The 19,306-nt window shown below is 71.0% G+C and carries 17 protein-coding genes; 3 read left to right on the forward strand and 14 right to left on the reverse strand.

What is annotated here, in order from left to right:
• Positions 1 to 4: 4 nt before the first annotated feature.
• Genes HNR20_RS04675 through HNR20_RS04685 form a run of 3 tightly spaced genes read right to left on the reverse strand, consistent with a single transcriptional unit; the run spans position 5 to position 2,661 of the window.
• Entirely contained in the window at positions 5 to 949 is a 945-nt protein-coding gene (locus HNR20_RS04675) for a hypothetical protein (RefSeq protein WP_184176773.1), read from the reverse strand.
• The gene (locus HNR20_RS04680; RefSeq protein ID WP_184176775.1) at positions 946 to 1,437 is read right to left on the reverse strand and encodes a hypothetical protein; all 492 of its coding nucleotides are present in this window, start codon (positions 1,435 to 1,437) and stop codon (positions 946 to 948) included. The genes HNR20_RS04675 and HNR20_RS04680 overlap by 4 nt, the downstream gene beginning before the upstream one ends.
• A gap of 3 nt (positions 1,438 to 1,440) precedes the next feature.
• The gene (locus HNR20_RS04685; RefSeq protein WP_184176777.1) at positions 1,441 to 2,661 is read right to left on the reverse strand and encodes a macrolide family glycosyltransferase; all 1,221 of its coding nucleotides are present in this window, start codon (positions 2,659 to 2,661) and stop codon (positions 1,441 to 1,443) included.
• A 494-nt stretch (positions 2,662 to 3,155) separates the two neighbouring features.
• Between HNR20_RS04685 and HNR20_RS04690 the strand changes: the two genes are divergently transcribed.
• On the forward strand, positions 3,156 to 3,815 hold the full coding sequence (locus tag HNR20_RS04690) for a C39 family peptidase (protein ID WP_184176779.1): 660 nt from the start codon (positions 3,156 to 3,158) through the stop codon (positions 3,813 to 3,815).
• 77 nt (positions 3,816 to 3,892) lie between these two features.
• Here HNR20_RS04690 and HNR20_RS04695 read toward each other — a convergent pair whose 3' ends face one another.
• Complete coding sequence (locus HNR20_RS04695) at positions 3,893 to 4,594, reverse strand: DedA family protein (RefSeq protein WP_184176781.1); 702 nt, start codon at positions 4,592 to 4,594, stop codon at positions 3,893 to 3,895.
• 271 nt (positions 4,595 to 4,865) lie between these two features.
• On the opposite strand from HNR20_RS04695, the gene HNR20_RS04700 reads away from it, so the two are divergent.
• Entirely contained in the window at positions 4,866 to 7,718 is a 2,853-nt protein-coding gene (locus tag HNR20_RS04700) for an aconitate hydratase (protein ID WP_184176783.1), read from the forward strand.
• A 64-nt stretch (positions 7,719 to 7,782) separates the two neighbouring features.
• Here HNR20_RS04700 and HNR20_RS04705 read toward each other — a convergent pair whose 3' ends face one another.
• The 9 genes from HNR20_RS04705 to HNR20_RS04745 form a co-directional block, all read right to left on the reverse strand.
• Positions 7,783 to 9,042 (reverse strand): RNA polymerase sigma factor, encoded by a 1,260-nt coding sequence (locus tag HNR20_RS04705; protein ID WP_184176785.1) that lies wholly within the window; start codon positions 9,040 to 9,042, stop codon positions 7,783 to 7,785.
• A gap of 4 nt (positions 9,043 to 9,046) precedes the next feature.
• Positions 9,047 to 9,382 (reverse strand): YciI family protein, encoded by a 336-nt coding sequence (locus tag HNR20_RS04710; protein WP_184176787.1) that lies wholly within the window; start codon positions 9,380 to 9,382, stop codon positions 9,047 to 9,049.
• A gap of 88 nt (positions 9,383 to 9,470) precedes the next feature.
• Positions 9,471 to 10,082: a GTP-binding protein gene (locus tag HNR20_RS04715; protein ID WP_184176789.1), complete on the reverse strand. Its 612-nt coding sequence runs from the start codon at positions 10,080 to 10,082 to the stop codon at positions 9,471 to 9,473.
• Positions 10,063 to 10,449 (reverse strand): DUF742 domain-containing protein, encoded by a 387-nt coding sequence (locus HNR20_RS04720; protein ID WP_184176791.1) that lies wholly within the window; start codon positions 10,447 to 10,449, stop codon positions 10,063 to 10,065. Before HNR20_RS04720 ends, HNR20_RS04715 begins: the two co-directional genes overlap by 20 nt.
• 5 nt (positions 10,450 to 10,454) lie before the next feature.
• On the reverse strand, positions 10,455 to 10,874 hold the full coding sequence (locus HNR20_RS04725; protein WP_184176793.1) for a roadblock/LC7 domain-containing protein: 420 nt from the start codon (positions 10,872 to 10,874) through the stop codon (positions 10,455 to 10,457).
• Between the two features lie 89 nt (positions 10,875 to 10,963).
• Positions 10,964 to 13,519, reverse strand: a complete 2,556-nt coding sequence (locus HNR20_RS04730) for a sensor histidine kinase (protein ID WP_184176795.1) — start codon at positions 13,517 to 13,519, stop codon at positions 10,964 to 10,966.
• 110 nt (positions 13,520 to 13,629) lie between these two features.
• A complete protein-coding gene (locus HNR20_RS04735) occupies positions 13,630 to 15,246 on the reverse strand; it encodes a prenyltransferase/squalene oxidase repeat-containing protein (protein WP_229687185.1) in 1,617 nt (538 codons plus the stop codon).
• The gene (locus tag HNR20_RS04740) at positions 15,243 to 16,154 is read right to left on the reverse strand and encodes a terpene synthase family protein (protein ID WP_184176797.1); all 912 of its coding nucleotides are present in this window, start codon (positions 16,152 to 16,154) and stop codon (positions 15,243 to 15,245) included. Before HNR20_RS04740 ends, HNR20_RS04735 begins: the two co-directional genes overlap by 4 nt.
• Positions 16,151 to 17,428, reverse strand: coding sequence for a cytochrome P450 (locus tag HNR20_RS04745; protein ID WP_229687227.1), 1,278 nt, complete (start codon positions 17,426 to 17,428; stop codon positions 16,151 to 16,153). Before HNR20_RS04745 ends, HNR20_RS04740 begins: the two co-directional genes overlap by 4 nt.
• Before the next feature lie 494 nt (positions 17,429 to 17,922).
• Between HNR20_RS04745 and HNR20_RS04750 the strand changes: the two genes are divergently transcribed.
• Positions 17,923 to 18,171, forward strand: a complete 249-nt coding sequence (locus tag HNR20_RS04750; protein ID WP_184176801.1) for a DUF2630 family protein — start codon at positions 17,923 to 17,925, stop codon at positions 18,169 to 18,171.
• Positions 18,172 to 18,215: 44 nt separating this feature from the next.
• Here HNR20_RS04750 and HNR20_RS04755 read toward each other — a convergent pair whose 3' ends face one another.
• The gene (locus HNR20_RS04755; protein ID WP_184176803.1) at positions 18,216 to 19,148 is read right to left on the reverse strand and encodes a serine protein kinase RIO; all 933 of its coding nucleotides are present in this window, start codon (positions 19,146 to 19,148) and stop codon (positions 18,216 to 18,218) included.
• Between the last annotated feature and the right edge of the window lie 158 nt (positions 19,149 to 19,306).

Here is a 19,306-nt window from a genome sequence, read left to right on the forward strand (position 1 = left end):
GCCTTCAGGGCAGCGGGCCGTCGGTCTCCGCAGTCAGGCTGAGGCGATCCCGGATCAGCGCGATCACGGTGTCGGTGGTCCGGTCGAGGTGGCTGCGGCCATCGGGTAAGCGGGCCTCCGGGGCGATGTAGCTGCGGGAGCCGATGTGAGTGGCGGGGTCGAGCCGGTGCACGGTGATCTTCCCTTCGCGCTCCGCCCGGTTCCATCCGCTCCAGCGGAACAGCCGCCACCGCTGCGGGAAGATCCAGGTGCCGACTCGCTCAATCCAGTCGCCAGCGCTGGTGAGCCGGTAGAGGTGCTGGGCATGGGTGATGTCGTTGGCACCGTTGTGGAAACCGCCGAGAGTGATCAACCAAAGCGGGGTGCGCAGCTGGGACCACAGTTCGTTCACCGCACCGCTGGCGACCTGGGCGCCACCGCTGTAACTGAGCAGTACGACGGGTATACCGCTGTCCGGTCGGTAACCGGCGACCCGGAGCTCGGTGGCGATCTGTGCACCGACGGCACGGTTGTACAGGGGACGGTATCGGCGGTCGGCGGCGACGAAGATCTGCATCACGTTGTGCAGGAACAGCAGCAGCCCGATGTGGCGGCGAAGCCAGGCCCAGACCGGCCGGTCGGCGAGCGGCACGGCCAGCGGGGAGTAGGGCTGCACCTGGCCCAGCACCCTGAGCTCCGGCGCTCGGTTGATCAGGCTCTTGACCAGTCGGCCACCGTCGCGGGTGTCGTGGAAACGGCGTTTCCCGATGCCGTCCAGATAGATCAGGTAGGCGTCCGGAGGGCGGTTCGGATCCGCCCCGCGGGCGTAGGACGTGCCGTCGGGGCGCGAGATGGTGGGTGGGCGCCAGCCGGCGACGTAAACCAGCACCTCGTAGCGGGCAAGCAGGGCCTCGGCGATCAGCACCAGTCCGAGCCCTCCGAGCAGCAGCAGGAGCGCCAGTCCGATCACGCGACTGGCTCCGGTGCTCGGGTGGTGTTGAGCTTCACGACAAGGCGGCGGACGGCCTCGACGGAGACGCCGAGCCCGACACCGGCGACCGCTACGCAGCCGGCGGCCTCCCACCAGCCGACTCCGGCCACCGTGGCGAGCGCACCGGCGAGGCCGACCCCCACCCCCACCATGAGCAACAGGTGCAGCAGTGGCCCGAGCAGCGGGAACGCGAGGACTCCAGCAAGCACCAGCGGAGCGGCCAGGCCCGGTGTCCAGACCAGTGCCGTCTCGTCGGACGGTGCGGCGGGCAGCACCAGACCGGCAACGGCCCACGCGGACAGCGGCCAGAGCGCGAACACTGCGCCGTCAACGATCGCGCCCGCCAGCAACAACCCGACCACCCTCGCGTGCGACACGCCGGACAGGCGTGCCACCACCGGCAGGAGACGCCCGGCGGCCTCGGACAGCCCGGCGACCAACAGCAGGACGGCGACGACGGGAGACATCGGTCAGCCCTGCGGTGGCAGATCGGCGGAGCCCGGCTGAGTGACCGAGCCGGTCTGCTGCACGAAGTCCTCCAGGACGTCGGCGGCACGCGCATAGCCGCCCGCCTGACGCTGGGCGACCTGCAGGGTGCTCGCGGCGGCCCGGAATCGAGGCTCCTCGATCAGACGCTGAGCGAGGGCCCGCACGATCTCCACCGTGACGTCCTCGGTACGGATCGACAGGCCGGCATCGAGTTCGACGATGCGGGAAGCCACCAGCAGCTGGTCAGCGCCCTGCGGGACCACCAGCATCGGGGTGCCGGCGTACAGGGCCTCGTTGACGCTGTTCACCCCACCGTGAGTGATGAACAGCGCTGCGCGGGCCAGCACCTCCAACTGCGGTACGGAACGGAAGGCGAGCACGTTGCCCGGTAGCGGGCCAAGCGCGGTGGGATTGGTGTGTCCCGTGGAAACGATCACCGTGCCACCCAGCGGGGCGAGCGCGTCGGCGAAGGTGCGCAGCAGCCGCGGGGCGTCGAACACCGTGCCCATCGAGGCGTACATCACGGGGTCCCGCAGTCGATCGACCGGGAACGACGAGTCTGCTGGGCGGCCGCCGATGCTCGGTCCGACGAACTGGTAGGACTGGTCGAAACTGTCCGCCTCGGGATGGAACGCCCGCGAGGTGTAGACCAGGTTGAGCGGCTGACGGATGTTGGCCAGGTCGATCAGGGGCAACGTGCCTGTGTCGTACCGGCGACGCAGCTCCCAGCGCGACCTCAGGTACCCCATAGTGGGACGGGGAAGGGCCACCGCCGCGGTGAGCAGCTCCCGGGAGCCGCGGGTCGGACTGGGCACGCGCCGGTTGAAGGCGAACGTGGTGAACGACGATGCTGGCGGCACGCCGAGTTCCCGGGCGGCCACCGGCCCCCACGGGCAGAGGGAGTCGTGAACGATCAAATCGGGCCGGGCGCCCCTCAGGTCGGTGAGGACGGCCGGCAGCACGCGTACGGCGGTACGCGCAAGCTGCTCCATCAGCGTGACGGGCGTCGGCGGCCCGGAGAGCGGTAGCTCGTCCCCGGAGTAGAGGAGCACTCGCGCGCCGGTGGCCGCGACCTCCTCGGCGTAGGCCGGCGTCGTGTGGTAGGTGACGGAGTGACCACGACGAACAAGCTCGCCCACAACGGGCAATGTCGGGTTGATGTGCCCGTGCATGGCGATGTTCAGGAATGCCACTGTGCTCATCGGCCGACCTCGGGCGGGAAAGGAGCCAGAGCCCGGCAAAATGCAGCGTCCATGATCCACCCCTCTCGGTCAGAGCCTAGATGTTGCCTGGTGGCAGCGCGTCGTGGACGCCGTACTCGACCTGCAAGGGGCCGGCTCAGCCCGTCTGACGACTATCAGCCCCGACATGCTATTGAGGCTCAATGTCCGGTTTGGTAATGGCCCGTCTGCCTCGTCCGGCCGGTTGTGTGGACTGGTGTCCCGTGGTCGATGCCACCCCCCACGTGGAATCAGGGGCCGGCCGGGGTCGTTATACCTGGCATGGCACCGCGACTGTCGGGTCGTGGTGCACGGCAGCCGCCGGGAACACCCGGCAGGCCACCCCGGTTACACCCCCCGCGACGCCCGAGCAGGTCCCCCTGATCGCCGGGCCGTTTGCGAGAACTTCCCGCACGGCCACGCACCCCTGTCGAGTGCTGTGCGGGCACCCCCGAAATGCAGAGGAGCACGCCATCATGCGTACCGATCTGATCCGTAAGACCGCCCTGACCGCTGCTGGGCTCGCCTTCACCGGCGGCGCTATCGCCGGCCCCGTCACCGCCGCCTACGCCGCAACCGACGCCAAGCCGACCTCGCAGACGCAGAACGACCGCAAGCCCTCCGGTGAGCGGGAGCTCGGTGTCCGCTACGAGGCGCAGCCGAACTTCTACTACTGCGGCCCCGCCGCCACCCGTAACGCCCTGTCCGTGCAGGGCAAGAACATCAACGTCGACGACATGGCCAAGGAAATGGGCACCACCGAAGCCGGCACCAACTCCATCAACGACATCACCCCCGTGCTGAACAAGGAAACCGGCAAGCCCGACGCGTACCGGTCCGTGGAGATCAGCAGCCCCGACGCTGACGCCAAGCAGACCGACACCCTGCGCGCCGACGTCGTCAAGACCGTCGACCAGGGCCGCGCCGTCGTCGCGAACATCGCCGGCACCAGCACCGACACCACCGGCACCACCCACTCCTACGAAGGCGGGCACTACATCAGCGTCGTCGGCTACCACGACAACGGCAACACCGTCACCATCGCCGACTCCGCCGACCCCAACCAAGCCGCCTACGACATCACCGTCGAGCACCTCGCCGACTGGATCGCCACCCGCGGCTACGCCACCAGCTGACCCCCGCACCAGCACACCACGACCATGCCGAAGGGCCGGACCCCAACCACGGGGCCCGGCCCTTCGGCATGCCTGAGTCAGTGCTCGTTGCCCGCGCGGACCGAATCGACGCCGGGGGCCACCTCGGCCGCCTGACGGCCGGGGGCCACCTCAGCCGCCTGCACGCCGTCGGGCGCCTCGAACCGGTGGGCCCGTCGGCGCAGCCACCAGGTGCTGGCGAGACCAGCGAGCACCGCGAGGACCAGCCCGGCCCAGGAGATGTCCTTCAGCCAGTGCTCGGCCGCCCGGCCCACGGTGAACAGCAGGTAGGTGGTGCCGAACGCCCAGACCAGCCCGCCTGCCGCGTTGGCCAGCAGGAACCGGCGGTAGGGCACGTGCAGTGCCCCGGCGAGCGGCCCGGCCAGGATTCGCAGCAGCGCCACGAACCGACCGAAGAAGACCGCCCAGACGCCGTACCGGGCGAAGCTCTGCTCGGCACGGGCGAGCTGCGGCGGGCCGAGGTGTTTCGGGAACCGCCTGCCCAGCCGGGCGAGCAGCGGACGACCTCCGCGTCGGCCAACGGCGTACCCGATGGAGTCGCCGACAATGGCGCCGAACGCCGCGGCGGTGGCCACCCACTCCGGTTCCACCACGCCGGTGGCGGCGAGCAGGGCCGAGCTGACCAGGACGATCTCACCGGGTAGCGGGATGCCCATGCTCTCCACGCCGATCACCCCGCCGACGAGCAGGTAGACCGCGATCGGCGGCAGCGACACCAGCCAGTGCTGGACGTCGAACATCGGTGGACCCCTTTCCCGGCGGGCCTCGAACCCTACCGGTGGCGGGTCGGACGCAGGTGCCGCAGGTGGAACGCGCGGGAGTGCCCACACCGCGTACGCCGTCCTAGGAGGCTAGGGGTGAGGCGGGACGAGGAGCCGACGCTCAGGTTGCGCAACTAGCAAGACGGACGTACGGTTTTGTTGAGAGCGGAATCGCCGGTAAGTGCGACCTAACCTCGGCGGCACCCCAACCGGTGCGACAGACTGCTCAGGACTACTCACGGTCGCTGGTGTGAAGGAGTACGACGTGGCGAGCCTCGACACCTTCGGTGCGAAGACCCAGCTACGCGTCGGAGACGCGAGCTACGAGATTTTCAAGATCGACAAGGTGGAGGGCTACGCCCGACTGCCGTACAGCCTGAAGATCCTGCTGGAGAACCTGCTGCGGACCGAGGACGGCGCGAACATCACCGCCGACCACATCCGTCAGCTCGGCGGGTGGGACCCCACCGCCGCCCCCAGCGTCGAGATCCAGTTCACCCCGGCGCGGGTGCTCATGCAGGACTTCACCGGTGTGCCCTGCGTGGTCGACCTGGCCACCATGCGCGAGGCCGTGCGTGACCTGGGCGGCGACGCCAGCAAGGTCAACCCCCTCGCTCCGGCCGAGCTGGTCATCGACCACTCGGTGATCGCCGACCTGTTCGGCCGCGAGGACGCGTTCGCCCGCAACGTCGAGCTGGAGTACGAGCGCAACAAGGAGCGCTACCAGTTCCTGCGCTGGGGTCAGACCGCGTTCAACGAGTTCAAGGTCGTCCCGCCGGGCACCGGCATCGTGCACCAGGTCAACATCGAGTACCTGGCCCGTACCATCATGGAGCGCAACGGCCAGGCCTACCCGGACACCGTGGTCGGCACCGACTCGCACACCACGATGGTCAACGGCCTGGGTGTGCTGGGCTGGGGCGTCGGCGGCATCGAGGCCGAGGCCGCGATGCTCGGCCAGCCGGTCAGCATGCTGATCCCCCGGGTGGTGGGCTTCAAGCTCTCCGGCGAGATGCCGGCCGGCACCACCGCCACCGACCTGGTGCTGACCATCACCGAGATGCTGCGCAAGCACGGCGTGGTCGGCAAGTTCGTCGAGTTCTACGGCCCCGGCGTGAGCGCCGTGCCGCTGGCCAACCGGGCGACCATCGGCAACATGTCCCCGGAGTACGGCTCGACCGTGGCGATCTTCCCGATCGACGCGGAGACCGTCCGCTACCTGGAGCTGACCGGCCGCGACGCCGCGCAGGTCGCGCTCGTCGAGGCGTACGCCAAGGAGCAGGGCCTCTGGCACGACCCGGAGGCCGAGCCGGAGTACTCGGAGCGCCTGGAGCTGGATCTCGGCACCATCGAGCCGTCGCTCGCCGGCCCGAAGCGCCCGCAGGACCGGGTGCCGCTGGGCGCTGCGAAGACGCTGTTCCGCTCGGCGCTGACCGACTACGTCGCCGACGACACCGTCGGTGAGCGCGACCTCAAGCCGGGTGTGCCCCGCGAGGAGCTGCCGCGCGGCGCCAACGGCCCGGCCGACGAGGCCAGCGCCGAGTCGTTCCCGGCCAGCGACCCGCCGGCCAACGAGTTCAGCGACCCGGCCGACGAGCCGCGCGACCTGGAGACCGCGGCGGTTGGCGCGGGTGGCCGGGCCAGCAACCCGATCCGGGTCACCGGTTCCGACGGCGTGCAGTACGAGCTGGACCACGGCGCCGTGGTGATCGCCGCGATCACCTCGTGCACCAACACGTCCAACCCGCAGGTGATGATCGGTGCCGCGCTGCTGGCCCGTAACGCGGTCGACAAGGGCCTGACCCGCAAGCCGTGGGTGAAGACCACCCTGGCGCCCGGCTCGAAGGTCGTCATGGACTACTACGAGCGGGCCGGCCTCACGCCGTACCTGAACAAGCTCGGCTTCAACCTGGTCGGCTACGGCTGCACCACCTGCATCGGCAACTCGGGCCCGCTGCCCGAGGAGGTGTCCGCCGCGGTCAACGAGCACGACCTGTCGGTGGTCTCGGTGCTCTCGGGCAACCGGAACTTCGAGGGCCGGATCAACCCGGACGTCAAGATGAACTACCTGGCGTCCCCGCCGCTGGTGGTCGCCTACGCCCTCGCCGGCACGATGGACATCGACCTGGCCAACGAGCCGATCGGTGAGGACACCGAGGGCAACCCGGTCTACCTGCGCGAGATCTGGCCGAACAGCGCCGAGATCCAGGACGTCATCGCCCAGGCGATCGGCGCCACCGGGTTCAGCGCGGCGTACGCCGACGTCTTCGCCGGCGACGAGCGGTGGCAGTCGCTGCCGACCCCGACCGGTGACACCTTCGCGTGGGAGAGCGACTCCACCTACGTGCGCAAGCCCCCGTACTTCGAGGGCATGCAGCAGGAGCCGAGCCCGGTCGTGGACATCGCCGACGCCCGGGTGCTGGCCAAGCTGGGTGACTCGGTGACCACCGACCACATCTCGCCGGCCGGCGCCATCAAGGCCGACTCCCCGGCCGGGACGTACCTCGCCGAGCACGGTGTACCGCGCCACGAGTTCAACTCGTACGGCTCCCGCCGGGGCAACCACGAGGTCATGATCCGGGGCACCTTCGCCAACATCCGGCTGCGCAACCAGCTGGTGCCCGGGGTGGAGGGCGGCTTCACCGTCAACCACCTCACCGGTGAGCAGACCTCAATCTACGACGCCTCCGTGGCCTACCAGGAGGCCGGCATCCCGCTGGTCGTGCTGGCCGGCAAGGAGTACGGCTCCGGTTCGTCGCGGGACTGGGCGGCCAAGGGCACGATGCTGCTGGGCGTCCGGGCGGTCATCGCCGAGTCGTACGAGCGGATCCACCGCTCCAACCTCATCGGCATGGGCGTGCTGCCGCTGCAGTTCCCGGTGGACGTCACCGCCGAGTCGCTGGGTCTCACCGGCACCGAGTCGTTCACCTTCACCGGGGTGACCGCGCTCAACGACGGTGAGACCCCGCGCACCGTGCGGGTCAACACCGACACCGGCGTGGAGTTCGACGCCGTGGTGCGGATCGACACTCCCGGTGAGGCGGACTACTACCGGCACGGCGGCATCCTGCAGTACGTGCTGCGCCGCATGATCGCCAACTGACGTACCAACGTCACCAGGGCCCCTGCTCGCCGCCCGGCGGGTAGGGGCCCTGCCGCGTTCACGGCTACGGGGCGAGTTCGTCAGCCCGGTCGAGCAGTGCGCGGCGTTCAGCGGCCGAGCCCACCCTTGCCGCAGCCTCCCGGAACAGGATGGCCCCGCGCGTCCGGTCACCCTGCCGGGCCACCAGATCGGCCCGCACGGCCACGGCGAGCGGGTTGCCGTCCAACCCTCCCCCGACGTGTGCCGCGTCGAGCAGCCCCAACCCGGCGGCCGGCCCGTACGCGTGGCTGTGCGCGACCGCTCGGTTGAGCGCGATCACCGGCGAGGGCTGGATGCCGATCAGCGCGTCGTAGGCCCGTGCGATCGCGGGCCAGTCGGTGGAGTCGGCGGACGTCGCGGTGGCGTGGCAGGCGGCGATCCGGGCCTGCCACGCGTATGGCCCGTCGTGGCGTACCCGTTCGAGCGCGGCCAGGCCCTCGGTGATGGCGGCGCGGTCCCACCGGCGGCGATCCTGCCGCTGCAGGGTGAGCAGGTTGCCGGCGGCGTCGCGGCGGGCCTCGGCACGGGAGTGTTGGAACAGGAACAGCGCCAGCAGCGCGGCCACCTCGGACTGCTCCGGCATCAGCCGGTCGAGCAGTCGAGCCAGCCGGACCGCCTCGTCAGCGAAGGCCGGCTCCCCGTCGGCGACGTAGCCCCGGGTGAACAACAGGTACAGCACGGCGAGGACGCCGGGCAGCCGCTCGGGCAGCGCCGGTCCGCTCGGTACCCGGTACGGGATGCCGGCCTGCGCGATGCGGGTCCGGGCACGGGTCAACCGCCGGGTCATCGTCGACTCGCTGACCAGCAGGAGTCGAGCGATGTCCACGGTCGGCACACCGCACACGGTCCGCAGGGTCAGCGCCACCCGGGCTTCCATGGCCAGCGCCGGGTGGCAGCAGGTGAAGATCAGGCGCAGTCGGTCGTCCACCACGTCCGCCCCCACCTCGGGCTCGGGCTGCGTCTCGGCCGGTGTGAGGAGCGCCAGGTCGTGCAGCTTGCGACGCTCCACGGTGGCCCGACGCAGCACGTCGAGCGCCCGGTTACGGGCCACCGTCATGAGCCAGCCACCCGGGTTGTTCGGCACGCCGTCGTCGGGCCAGCGCTCCAGGGCGACGGTCAGCGCCTCCTGGGCGCAGTCCTCGGCCAGCGCCCAGTCCCCGGTCACCCGGATCAGGGCCGCGACGATCCGGGGGTACGCCTCGACGCTGGCGGCCGCGACGGCCTCCGCCGCGGCCGCGTCGGCCGGCGCCGAGGTGCACGACGGCCGGCGCTGCGGTGTGGACAACCCGTCAGGCGGACAGGTCCGCGAACGGGCGCAGTTCCAGCCGCCCGTGTCGGGCCATCGGGTGTGCCCGCGCCACCTCGATCGCCTCGTCCAGGTCCGCGCAGTCGAGCAGGTCGAAGCCCACGATCACCTCGGTGGTCTCCGCGAACGGCCCCTCGGAGACGAGCAGTTCGCCGTCGCGTACCCGGATCGTGGTGGCCGCGGCGGTCGGCGCCAACTGGTCGCCGGCGACGCGTCGACCGCGGGCGTCGTTCTCGGCCACCCACTTGTCGATGTCGGGGGCGTCGGTCGGGTCGGTGTCCGGCGCGCTGTCGGTGCAGACGAACATCATGTACTTCATCTGGTGTCGCTCCCTGGTGTCTTCGGGTATCACCAGCATGACGATCGGCCGGGGCCGTTCCGGACACCCTCCCCCGAAAAAACCTCGGTCAGTTTCCGTTCGCGGCGCGGCGGCGGGCCTCGCGGGTCTTCATGGCGTGCTCCATCAGCGTGACGAGCACCTCCTTGCTGGACTCCCGCTGCCGGGCGTCGCAGAGCAGCACCGGCACCCCCGGGTCCAGGTTCAGCGCGGCCTGCACCTCGTCGAGCCGGTACTGCCGGGCGCCCTCGAAGCAGTTCACCGCGACCACGAAGGGCGTGCCGCGGCCCTCGAAGTAGTCAATCGACGGGAAGCAGTCGGCGAGCCGGCGGGTGTCGGCCAGCACCACCGCGCCGATGGCGCCCAGCGCCAGCTCGTCCCAGACGAACCAGAACCGGTCCTGCCCGGGCGTGCCGAACAGGTACAGCACCAGGTCGTCGCTGATGGTGATCCGGCCGAAGTCCATGGCCACGGTGGTGGTGGTCTTGCCCTCCACCCCGGACAGGTCGTCGATGCCGACCCCTGACTCCGTCAGCACCTCCTCGGTGCGCAACGGCCGGGTCTCGCTGACCGCGCCGACCATGGTCGTCTTGCCCACGCCGAAGCCGCCGGCGACCAGAATCTTGATCGCGGTGGGCAGTGGGGTCGCTCCCGCCGGCCGGTCAGAGTGCCCGTAGTCCATTGATTACCGCCTCGAAGATGCTGTTGTCGGGAAGACCGGCCGTGGTCTGCGGCTCGCGAACCTGCACCAGGCTGCGTGCCGCCAGATCACCGAGGAGCACCCGGATGGTGCCCACCGGCAGGTCGAGATGGGCGGCGATCTCGGCGACGGACTGTATGCGCTGGCACAGCCCGACGATCGCCAAATGCTCCGGACCGATACCGATCTCCGGCGTGACCTCGGCTCGGGTCGCGGTGACCAGGGAGATCAGGTCGAACGTGCCGGTGACCGGGCGGGCCCGACCGCGCGTCACCGCGTACGGGCGCACCACCGGACCCGCATGGTCATCCACCCACTGTTGGTCTGCGGACTCCCCCTGGACCGTCATCGCCGCTACCTCTCGCCGGCCAGTTGCTCGGTACGGGACGGGGATGCGACGTACTTGCCGACGCGGGTGACCAGCATCGCCATCTCGTACGCGATCAGACCGACGTCGGCGTCCTCGGTGGCCAGCACCGCCAGGCAGGCGTTGCGGCCGGCCGCGGTGACGAACAGGAACGACGACTGCATCTCGATGATGGTCTGCTGCACCTGCCCGCCACCGAAGCGCTTGCCGGCGCCTCGGGCCAGGCTCTGGATGCCGGCTGCCATCGCCGCAAGGTGCTCGCCGTCGTCCCGGCTCAGCCCCTGGGTGGAGGCCATCAACAGGCCGTCGGTGGAGAGCGCGACCGCGTGCTCGGCCTGCTTCACCCGGCCCACCAGGTCATCCAGCAACCACGTCAGGTCGGCACTCGAAGCCGTCTTCTGGGTCACTTCGTCGTCCTCTTCTCGCCCGGCTGTGCGCCGTATTCGTCTGGGGCTTGACCGCCGCACCGCGCGGAACCCGCGTCATCGGTGCTCGGTCAGGTCGCTTGTGGGTCCTCGTCGGCCGGCTCGGGAGACGCGGTCGCCGGAGCGCCGGAGGCGCCGCCGATCAGCCGAGCCGCGTCGGTCCGGCCACGCCGGGTGCCGGTCTGGTAGGAGCTCATCATGCGGCGCACCTGCTCCGGTGCGCGCACCACATCCTCGTCGTTGGTCTCCGACTCCGCCGGGTCGTCGCGCAGCTCGGGGACGATGTTCGCCTGTCGAACCCGGACGGGCAGTCCCGAGTCGGTGCGTTCCGCCTCGGCGCGGGCGAGCCCCGGAGCGTCGTCGGCTGCCACGACCGGCGCGCCGTCGTCGTCCGTAACCCGGGTGCGGTCGACGGCGGGCAGGCCGGTGGGCACCGTCGGGGCTTCCAGGGCCGGCTGGCCCGGGCCGCGCCGGGCCCGGGTGGGCAGCTCGGGTGCGGCGGCCGGGGCTGCCCGCTGCCGGGTGGGTAGGACGGTTTCGGCCTCGTCGGCCGGTGCCGTCGAGGTGGCGATGTCAGCCGACATTGGCGTCTCCGTGCTGACCGGTTCGGGTACGTCCCGTGCGGTGGTCGTCGGTGCGGCCAGTGCGAGCGGTGCGAGGAAGGCCGGACGGCCGGTGTCGAGAGCGGGCGCCGAAGGCAGCGGGATGGCCGAACCGGTCCGCATCGCCCCCGAGTCCTCCGGGCCGATCGCGTTCTCGGTGACCAGTTCCAGCGGGATCAGCACGACAGCGGTGGTGCCGCCGTACGCGGACTCCTTCAGCCGCACCCGCACGCCGTGCCGCTCGGTCAGCCGGCTCACCACGTAGAGCCCGAGGCGGGTGGCGTTGGCGAGGTTCAGCTCGGACTGGTCGACGATCCGGTGGTTCGCCGCGACCAGGTCCTCCTCGCTCATGCCGAGGCCCCGGTCCTCGATCTCGATGGCGAAGCCGTTGGCCACCAGCTGGCCGCGGACCTCGACGGTCGTGTGCGGCGGGGAGAACGACAGGCCGTTCTCGATCAGCTCGGCGAGCAGGTGGATGATGTCGCCGACCGCGCGGCCGGCCAGCGAGACCGGCCCGAGCGGCAGCACGTTGACCCGGGTGTAGTCCTCCACCTCGGCCACTGCACCGCGCACCACGTCGACCATCGGAACGTTGCGCCGCCAGGCCCGGCCGGGGGTGGAGCCGGAGAGCACGATCAGGTTTTCCGCGTTGCGTCGCATCCGGGTGGCCAGGTGGTCGACCCGGAACAGGTCCTCCAGCTCCTCCGCGTCGTGTTCGCGGCGCTCCATCGCGTCGAGCAGGGTGAGCTGGCGGTGCACGAGGGCCTGGGTGCGCCGGGCCAGGCTGAGGAAGACTTCGCGGACGTTGCGCCGCAGCTCGGCCTGCTCGACGGCGGTACGGATCGCGGTCTCCTGGACCGCGTTGAAGGCCTTGCCGACCTGGCCGATCTCGTCGGTGCCGAACTCCAGGGGTGGCGCCTCGGCGGCCACATCGACGTCTTCGCCGCGACCGAGCCGCTCGACCACACTGGGCAATCGCTCGTTGGCCAGGCGGAAGGCCGCGTTACGCAACCGTTCCAGCTGCCGCACCAGGGCGCGGGCGGTGGTGATGGACACGATGATCGAGGCGATGACGGCGAGCAGACCGAGGCCGGTGGCGAGCGCCAGTCGGACGACGACGCCGATGGCGACCGGAGTGGCCCGGTCGACCACTCCGTCGCCGCCGGCCAGCACGACCGTGCTGATCTCGGTCAGCGCCGGGGTGGTGGTGTCGCTCCAGTCCGTCGCGGTGACCGACGGTCGGCCGGCGCCACTGCCCTGCATGACCTGGGTTTCCAGGGTGGTCAGCCGGCTGAAGGTGGGGCCCGTCGACATCGTCTCGTAGCGGCGCTGGTCGGCGGCCGGGAGCCGGACCAGCGCGGAGGCGGCGACGAACTGTCGGGCGCCGACGATCCGGGTGAAGTCCGCCCGCTCGGCCGGGGTGATCCGGCCGGCGGCCAGCACGCCGGCCAGCAGCGCGTCCTCCTGGGACAGCAGCTCGCGGGACCGGTTGAGGCCGATCAGGGCGGCGGTGTCCTCGGCGACCTGCTCGTCGTCGAGGTTGCCGAGAGCGTCGTACACCCGGTAGATCGACTCGATCACCCCGGTGAAGGTCGCGGTCGCCCCGGCCCGGTCGATGCTCCGCTCGTCGACCGCCGTACGGGTCTTGCTCAGCTCGGTCAGCCCGGTGGTGAGAGCCTTGATCCGCTGGTCGAGCGTGTCGCTGCCCAGCGCGCCGACCTGCCAGTTCTCGGTGGACTTGGTGAACTTCGCCGCCAACTCGTCGGTGCGCTGCCGCATCTGCGCCAGCGTGGCGCGCTGCGCGTCGTCGGGTCGACCGAGGTAGGCCACCGACGTCCGACGCTCCAGCTGGAGCTGCAGCAGCAGCGGCTCGGTGGGATCGAAGACCTTGACGTCCAGCGTCTGCACACCGAGCAGGTTGACCCCGTCCCGGACGGTGACCCAGGCCGTGAAGCCCCAGAGCGCGACGAGGGAGACGAGCAGAGCAACGACCTTGGTACGCAGATTCGTACTGCGGGAACCCATTACACCGTCCCTGGCGCGGCCTGTGTGAGTGATCAGTCAGGAATGCGTAGTGCACGCATCGACCCCGGCGCACGCTAGCAGCGTCCGGGGCTGTGCTCAAGCGCTGCTGATCATGAGACCGCCGTGCGGGACCGGAGCAGGGGCCGGTCCGGGTTGTTGACCAGGTCGGATCTGGTCATCGCCAACTGCCGCGCGGCGAGAACGGCCGCTCGGACGATCAGCACCGGCGTGTAGAGATCCTTGTCGTGCCACAAGGGAGGGTCGTCCTGCTGATCGTCCACTTCGGATAGATGACGCAATCCGCGACCGATCGCCTCGGCTACGCCCGGCCGCACCGGTCGACGCACCCCCAGCAACACGTGCAGGGCGTACGCCGTCTCCTCCGCGGTGCCCGCCCACCGTCCCCAGGCCCCGTCCGCCCGTTGGGTGGCGACCAGCCAGTCGACGGCGCGATCGACCGCCGGTCCGCCGACCCCGGCCGGGGCGTACCGGTCGAGGGCCGTCACGACACACGAGGTGGCGTAGTACGCCGACGCGTGCCAGCGGTCGGCCCAGGAGCCGTCGGGCTGCTGCTCGTCGCCCAGCCACCCGGCCAGCGCGGCCGCACGGACGCCGTAGCGGCTCGCGCCCACCGCCGTGTGCCGGGCGTGCCAGCCGAGCGCCTCCAGCACGTGCGCGTTCGTGGTGACCGACCGCCCGTCCTCCCCCTGCCAGGTGCAGAAGTGGGTGCCGAGGTCGAAGTGGAGCAGGCTCGCCGGGTCCACCGGGTGACCGAGGCGGGCGAGAGCGTAGAGGGTGACCGAGGTGGTGTCCGCGTCGGCCGGCAGCCCCGGCCCGGTCGGCACGCCCCGCGGCCCGAGCGCGGCGGCCAACTCGGCGACGAGCTTCGGCGCGGGCCGGACCGGCACCCCCGCGCGGGCAAGACCGCTCAGCGCCCAGGCCCGCTCGAACACCGTGATCGGCGTACAGCAGGGCACCGGTCCGTCGAGAGGACCGACCGCCTCCCGCAGGTAGGCCAGCGCCTCCGGGTCGGCGCCGGGCGTCGCCGGGTCACCGATCCAGGCGGCGGTGGCGGCAGGCGAGGCGCCGACGGCCCCGGCGACCGGGGACACGCCGCCGTGCCGGCGCGCGACCGGTCCGAGCACCTCGAAGGCGTGCAGCAGCTTCTGCGGCACCGGACGTCCGGTGCCGACCAGCGCGTGGACGGCGTCGAGCCGCCGTCGGTCCACGCCGGGCAGGGCGCGGAGCCCGTCGGCGAACCTCCGATCGTCGCGTGTGGCGAAGAACGCGAGGTGGTCGTTGATCCGCTCCACCAGGGCCGGCACGATGAGGTCGGCCGCCGGTGTGTCCGGCAGCGGCGTGCCTCTGCCAAGCCAGTCGGCGAGCACCTCCAACCCGCGGCGGGCCGCGGCCGCCAGCACGTCCGGGTCGGAATCCTCGGTGCCACGCAGCGTGCCGAGCAGCGCCTCCACCGCGCTCACCGTCGGCACCACGGCGTAACCGCCAGCGCCACCCCAACCGCCATCGGCGCGCTGGGCGTCCAGCAGATACCGCAGCCGCCGATCATGCCCGGCGAGCCACGGCGCGTCGGCGACGACCCGACCGGTCTCGTACACCGAGGGGGTGACCCGGCCCGCCGGTTCGAGCGTCATGGCGGCGAGCAGTTCCCGGGCCGACGCGGCCACCTCGGACTCGTCCCGGGCGTCGGCGGCTGGTGAGCTGGTCACAGCACGCCCCAGAAGTCGGTCGACCGGTAGAAGCCCGAGCTGAAGCCGATCTGGCGGGCGAGATAGTCGGCCTGCACCGGGCAGGTCTCGCGCAGCGGTTCGAGCATCTCGCGGGCGTGCGCCACCAGGTCGGTGACCTGACGCTCGACGTCGGCCCGCTCCGGCACCAGCATCAACGCGTTGAGGTCCCCCCACCGCTTGTCGCGTTCGTAGGTGGCCAGGTCGTTGACGAGTCGGAGGATCCGCTGCACCTGGTCACTGGCCGCGACGAGCGCGTCGAGGTGGGCCAGCGTCGCGGGATCGTCGGAGTGGATCCAGTGCACGACGTTGACCACCGTGCAGGCCAGGTTCGCCGCATTGGCCAGGTACTCGTCGAGGGTGGGCAGCGCCCCGCCGTCGGCGGCCTGCTTCCAGTCCCACTCCCGCGCCATGGCGTCGAGCATCGTGCGCAACTCGGTGCGCCACACCACCCCGTGGGTCGCGTACGCCGGCACGGCGGCCAGGTCGTCGTGCAACTCGGCGAGGAAGCGGCCGAGAGGATCGTCCGCCGCCGGTCGCCCGCCCTCGGCCACCGCGAGGCAGCCCGCCGTCAACCGGTCGATCTCGTCACGGGTACGCGCCTCGTGGTCGACGAGCCAGTCGACCGCGAAGCCCCAGAGCACGGCCCGGTTCGTGACACGCAACTGGTCGAGGTCGCACCAGGGCGCCCCGAACGCGATCGCCATCGCGACGTTGCCGAACAGCGCCGGGTCGAACGGTCGCGCCGGGAAGAGATCGGGGTACGCCGCGGCACGTTCGGCCAGGTCACGTTGGCCCTTCGCGGCGAGGGCACAGATCCGGCCCTGCTCGGCGGCCAGCGCCATCTGGTCGCCACCGGTTGCCGGCGGCGACGTGAGCCCTGCGGTCATGCGGAGACACTCCGTGCCGGCCGCAGCGTCACCTCGACACGCTCAAGGGGTCGCAGCGCCGCCGCCACCTTGATACCGGGCAGAGCTTGCCGCTGCAGGCTGAACCGGAACCGGCTCAACACCGTGGCCACGATCAGCATCGCCTCCAGATAGAACAGGTGCATGCCGATGCACTGGTGCGGGCCGCCGCCGAACGGGAAGTGCGCGTACCGGTGCCGGTTGCGGACCTGCTCGGGGTCGAAGCGGTCGGGGTCGAAGACCTCGGGGCGGTCCCAGAACGCGGACATCCGGTGGGTGATCAACGGGCTGACCACGAGGGTCGCGCCGGCCTCGATCCGTACGCCGCCGATCACGTCGGCCTCCACCGCGCGGCGCGGGAAGAGCCAACCGATCGGATAGAGCCGCAGCAGTTCGTCGAGCACCTGCCGGGTGTAGCGCAGCTCGCGCAGGTGCTCGCGGCGGACCGGCGCGTCGCCGACCACCCGGTCGATCTCCTCGTACAGCCGCTCGGCGATCTGCTCGTCCTGGGCGATGTGCGGCCAGAGCCAGGTCAGCACGCTGATCGTGGTCTCGGTGGTGGTGGCGACCATGGAGACGGTGTCGTCACGGACCTGCCGCTCGTCGAGCCGGCCACCCGTCTCGGTGCGGCCTCGCCACAACGTCGCGATGATGTCGTCGCCATCCGTCTCGGCCGTCTCCCGGGCGGCTCGGACGATGGGGAGCAGCGTGTCGTCGATGAGGCGGACGGCCTTACGGAATGCCCGGTCGCCGGGCATCGGCATGGCCAGCGGCGCCCATGGCACCATCAGCCGTGGCATCACCGACCAGGCGATCGCGTCCTGCGCCTTCATGATGCGCATCGCCTGCGGCACCGAGATCTTGTCGGCGAAGAAGACCCGCATGATCGCCGAGCAGACGATCTGGGCCTGGACGGTGCCCATGTCGACGGGCTGGCCGGCGCGGGCCGGCTCGTCCAGGTCGTCGACCGCATCCTCGATCGCCTCGGCCAGCCGGTCCACCAGCGAGTCGACGCGTCGAGCGGTGAACAGCGGCTGGAGTACGTGGCGGCTGTTCTTCCAGTAGTCGCCGTCGCTGAGGATGCCGTCGCCGAACAACCGCTTCAGCGGACGCCACTGGAGACCGTCACCGGCGCGGACGTAGTTGTCGGACTTCTCGCGCAGAACCCGCTGCAGGTGCTCTGGCCGGGTGACCAGGTAGGGCCGGAACGCGCCCAGGCTGAGCTTCACCACCTCACCCTGCGACCGCTCGCCCATCTCGACCAGGGTGCCGGCCGGATCGCGGAACAGGTTGGGCACCACGTGACGCAGCGGGACCGAGCCCGCTCGTCGTGGCTGAACCGGCACTGCCTGAGGTGCTACCACGGGACCCGACACTCCCTTGTGGATACTCGCCGTCGCGGAACGACTCTGCGGAGTTAGGTGTTCGTGGAGCATGCCACCGCTCGGTCGTCTCTCTCTAGACGCAGTACGTGAAATTTTCACACGCATGGATTGCGTCGCCGTAGGATTGGGATGCCGGGAAGTGCGCCTATCACAGATCCCGCAGGTAGTGACGGCGGTGACCATCAGTCGGCATCCGTGACGTTCGATAGTGATGAACATCACTCACTATCCCGTCGAGGAGCGGCCCGGGAGATCGCCGCGGCTCGGCCGCGGACCGCGGCAGGCAGCCGCCTCGGCCGCACGAGTCGACCCGGCGGAACGACCGAATCCGGGCGACGTCCGGTCCCCTGTGCCAGGCTCTTGTCATGGACGACAAGACCATCCTGAACCGGATCACCGAGCTGGTCGACGAGGAACACAAGCTGCGGGCGGATGCCCAGGCCCACGAGTCGGGCACCGAGGGCGAGGCCAGCGAGCGGCTGCGCGCCCTGGAGGAGTCCCTCGACCAGTGTTGGGACCTCCTGCGCCGCAGGCGGGCCGCCCGGGAGACCCACGGCGACCCGGACGCACAGGGCGAGCGCCCCAAGCCCGAGGTGGAGCGCTACCTGCAGTAACCGGCGTGGTGGGTCGGGCGGTCAGGCCGCCCGACCCGCTCCGATCAGCGGATGCCCGCCTCGCGTAGCAGCTCTCCGGTCAGCACGCCGGGATCGACCTGCTCGGTGGGCATCCCCCGGGCCGCGAACCAGGTGCCGACCACCCGCACGTCGCGGGCCAGGAACTCCGGCCCCTGCGGGTTCGCCACCACGTCGACCACCTGCGGCAGGTCGATCACGACCAGCCGGCCCCGGTGCACGAGCAGGTTGTACGGCGACAGGTCGCCGTGGGCATAGCCGGCCCGGGCCAGCACTCGCAGCGCCTCCACCAGCTGGTTCCACAGGTCGCGCAGCTCGGCCGGGTCGGGGCGCAACTGAGCCAGTCGGGGCGCAGCCTCCCCCGACTCGGCGTCGCCGACGAACTCCAGCATCAGCTCGGTACCCCGCAACTGCACCGGGTACGGCACGGCGATCCGGTCGTACCCTGCGCTGATCTCCCAGAGGCGAGCCAGGGCGTCGAACTCGGCCGCGGCCCACTGCCCGGCGATCATCTGCCGGCCGAACGCCGTCCGACCGGCCATCGCCCGGTTCTCCCGGGAGCGGCGCACCCGGCGGCCCTCCAGGTAGCCGGCGTCGCGGTGGAACAACCGGTGCTCGGGGTCGCGGTAGCGCTTGACCGCCAGCAGGCAGGAGCGGTCGCTGTCGGGCACGGCCCGGCGGACCAGGTGGACGTCCGCCTCCTTGCCGGTCTTCAGCACACCCAGCTCGGTGTCCTTGGCAGCCAACTCGGTGACCAGCCAGTCCGGGTGGGGCTGCGGCCCGTGGACGGCGTCGTCCCAGGACGACCAGCGTTCGCCGGTGTCCGGGTCAGGGTCGCTGTCCGGGTCTGCGAGCGGCTCGGTGGGCCGCCCGCGCTTCAGAAACTGCGGTTCGTCGTCGTCGAAGCGGCTCTTGCCGCGGCTCCGGCGCTCCAGCGCCGGAAGGTCGTGATCGCGCACTGTGGTGAGGTTCCCTTGGTCGAGGCTGAGATAGGCGGCTGGAAGCGACCTGCGAAGACGGCCATGACCGACCCCCTCTCCTCGACCGGGCCCACGCCCGGGATGCACGATGCGCCGACAATGCTCGCTGCCCCGCGGCAGCCGGTCAACCGATTTAT

It is taken from the genome of Micromonospora parathelypteridis (genome assembly GCF_014201145.1).
GTDB classification, from domain to species: Bacteria; Actinomycetota; Actinomycetes; order Mycobacteriales; family Micromonosporaceae; genus Micromonospora; species Micromonospora parathelypteridis.

What these genes read in the sequence shown, in the direction of transcription:
- HNR20_RS04680 (WP_184176775.1), bottom strand. Translation starts at nt 1,437, where the DNA reads ATGTCTCCCGTCGTCGCCGTCCTGCTGTTGGTCGCCGGGCTGTCCGAG.
- HNR20_RS04685 (WP_184176777.1), bottom strand. Translation starts at nt 2,661, where the DNA reads ATGAGCACAGTGGCATTCCTGAACATCGCCATGCACGGGCACATCAAC.
- HNR20_RS04690 (WP_184176779.1), top strand. Translation starts at nt 3,156, where the DNA reads ATGCGTACCGATCTGATCCGTAAGACCGCCCTGACCGCTGCTGGGCTC.
- HNR20_RS04695 (WP_184176781.1), bottom strand. Translation starts at nt 4,594, where the DNA reads ATGTTCGACGTCCAGCACTGGCTGGTGTCGCTGCCGCCGATCGCGGTC.
- HNR20_RS04710 (WP_184176787.1), bottom strand. Translation starts at nt 9,382, where the DNA reads ATGAAGTACATGATGTTCGTCTGCACCGACAGCGCGCCGGACACCGAC.
- HNR20_RS04715 (WP_184176789.1), bottom strand. Translation starts at nt 10,082, where the DNA reads ATGGACTACGGGCACTCTGACCGGCCGGCGGGAGCGACCCCACTGCCC.
- HNR20_RS04720 (WP_184176791.1), bottom strand. Translation starts at nt 10,449, where the DNA reads ATGACGGTCCAGGGGGAGTCCGCAGACCAACAGTGGGTGGATGACCAT.
- HNR20_RS04730 (WP_184176795.1), bottom strand. Translation starts at nt 13,519, where the DNA reads ATGGGTTCCCGCAGTACGAATCTGCGTACCAAGGTCGTTGCTCTGCTC.
- HNR20_RS04740 (WP_184176797.1), bottom strand. Translation starts at nt 16,154, where the DNA reads ATGACCGCAGGGCTCACGTCGCCGCCGGCAACCGGTGGCGACCAGATG.
- HNR20_RS04745 (WP_229687227.1), bottom strand. Translation starts at nt 17,428, where the DNA reads ATGGGCGAGCGGTCGCAGGGTGAGGTGGTGAAGCTCAGCCTGGGCGCG.
- HNR20_RS04750 (WP_184176801.1), top strand. Translation starts at nt 17,923, where the DNA reads ATGGACGACAAGACCATCCTGAACCGGATCACCGAGCTGGTCGACGAG.